The sequence below is a fragment of the Chroococcidiopsis cubana SAG 39.79 genome, assembly GCF_003991895.1.
Lineage (GTDB): Bacteria > Cyanobacteriota > Cyanobacteriia > Cyanobacteriales > Chroococcidiopsidaceae > Chroococcidiopsis > Chroococcidiopsis thermalis.
Window position 1 is genome coordinate 1 of the sequence record NZ_RSCK01000237.1, and the last position, 2229, is coordinate 2229.

Genomic DNA, 2229 nt, shown 5'->3' on the forward strand with positions numbered 1-2229 from the left:
CCCACGAGATGCGCAATGAGCTTGGAATTGTAAAGCTGAGAGCCGTGCCGATAAGGGAGCTAACAGTATGTAGTAGAAAATGACATCGTTAGCCTTTGGAATTGGGGCAAATCACAATGTCAGAAATAACGATTGGCACTACTGTAGCAGGGATTGAACTAAGGACGGATGGGCAAGCCAATCCCGTCGCGCCAACTTGGTTAGGAGAGGTTTTGTTGTTAGGGGAATATTGGCGGACGACTGGGTTACTGGAGCGCTTACAGACTCAGGTGAGAGTGAATCGAGGACGGATGGGACAGTATGAAGTATGTGACTTTGTTTTGTTGCTCCTTGCCTACGCGGTCAGTGGAGTTGAAACCCTGCAAAACTTCTTTGAACAGCTAACAAGTGTGCAATCGGTAGTGATGTCTGTGTGGCAGCGTCAGCAATGCCCAGTGGCATCTACTTTAAGCCGATTTCTGGGTGATATTGAGCCGACGGCGTTAGAACACCTGCGGACGTTGTTTGAATCGGATCTGTTGGAGCATGGTTTCAACCGAACCCAGAACGGTGGATTGGTAGACCGTGCTGGTAACCATTTCTGGATATTCGATGTCGATGGCACGCCTATGCGCAGCACGGCAACGATCTTTGGTCAGCGCTCAGTCCTATCCTAAAGCCCGCCGTCGCAGTCAAGCTGCTACTGCTAAAGGCTATTTGGGGCGTGACCGAGGTGAGGTAACTCGCACCCGTAGCACTGTGGCACAAGCTCACACCAGTGAATGGCTCGGCACTTTTGGAGCACCTGGAAACGGCACTCCTGGACCAGATCTACAACGAGCCTGTGGCATCATTGGGCGCTACCTGCAACATCACAAGTTAACTGGCAGTAGTGCAATTGTGCGGCTTGATGGGTATTATGGCACACCCCAGTTCGTCAATCAAATCCAACAGCACCAACTTGGGTATATCTTGCGCTGTCGAGATTACCAACTCCTGAAGCACTTGGCAATTTCTACTCGGTTGCAAGAAACCCCTGCCCAGTTGTGGTCGCATCCGGAGTCCCATCAAGTGCGTGAAGTTTTTGACTTGGGCTTTGTCGATGATAGTTGGGCTGGCTATAGCCAACCGTTACGATTGATTGTGGTTCGCACCCCCTATGACCCCAAGCGAAAGTATCGAGTCGGAAAACGGATTGGCGACTTTATCTACGAACTGTTTATCACCTCTCATGCTCAAACGGGTTTAACAGGTTGTGATATCCTCAGTCTCTATTACGGTCGCGGCGGGTTCGAGAAGCTTTTGGGCGATGAAGATGTGGAGCAGGACTGTGACCGGTGGTGCAGCTGGCATCCCTATGGACAGGAGTTTTGGCAGATTTTGAGCCAGTGGGTGTGGAATTGGCGGTTATGGGCAGGCTTTGCCAATCAACTTCAACCGTTGCGGCAAACGATTTGGGTTGGGTTAGAGGGTGAGAAAACCACTCTACCTGAAAATCCTGTTTCTGTTGACGAGCCATTGGTGCTGTCTCAGGTGCATACCCCGTGTCCAGCCGTAGACTCCGTGAATTACGGTCCAATGCAGGTGGCAGGTGGATGGGCAAGAAGCCAAGGCAAATTTTCGGGTTCTGATTTCACGCTTCTAGATGAACGGACACTGCAATGCCCTGCTGGAAACTCCATGTATCGCCGAGAAGTGCGGCAAAATCGAATAGGGGACCTGTTGATTTTGTTTGGCATCAATCCACGTACCTGTCAGCAGTGCCCACTCAAGAGTCAATGTTTAGCTGATGGCTCAAAAGGAACTGGGGGACGGCGAATTACCGTGATTCGCAAAAAGTTAGCCAGTCGAGCTGATGAACCATCTGCTGTGAGCATTGCCCAAACCCCATCGATTCAAGTGACTCATTTGACAGCTCAACCAACTGGGACTGTACTGTGGTTAGACTTTCCAACGACTCGATTGCGACGGGAGCTGTCCCATCAACTGCGACAGCAACAGATCGTGATTGAATCCATTGCTGCAAACACATCGGTCGCACAACCAAAACCGCAATGTATCACGCGAAACCAACGAGCACACCGTCGTTTAACTTGGGCAGAACGCTGGAATAGAAATGCAACTGCTGATGCAGTAGCTCATTGGCAGGTTCGACTATTTGGAATTTCCTCAGCCGTGCTGAATTGGCTCCGCAACCTGAAACCCAGAGCTGCCGTAATAATCTGAATCTCGTTGCGCATCTCGTGGGGC

The 2229-nt window shown here is 50.7% G+C and carries 2 protein-coding genes; both read left to right on the top strand.

Features of this window, described 5'->3' with window-relative positions; translation table 11 throughout:
* Positions 1-116 precede the first annotated feature (116 nt).
* Positions 117-656, top strand: a complete 540-nt coding sequence (locus tag DSM107010_RS37600) for a hypothetical protein (protein WP_106169231.1) — start codon at positions 117-119, stop codon at positions 654-656.
* Positions 598-2205, top strand: coding sequence for a hypothetical protein (locus DSM107010_RS37605; RefSeq protein WP_127025401.1), 1608 nt, complete (start codon positions 598-600; stop codon positions 2203-2205). Before DSM107010_RS37600 ends, DSM107010_RS37605 begins: the two co-directional genes overlap by 59 nt.
* Positions 2206-2229 lie beyond the last annotated feature (24 nt).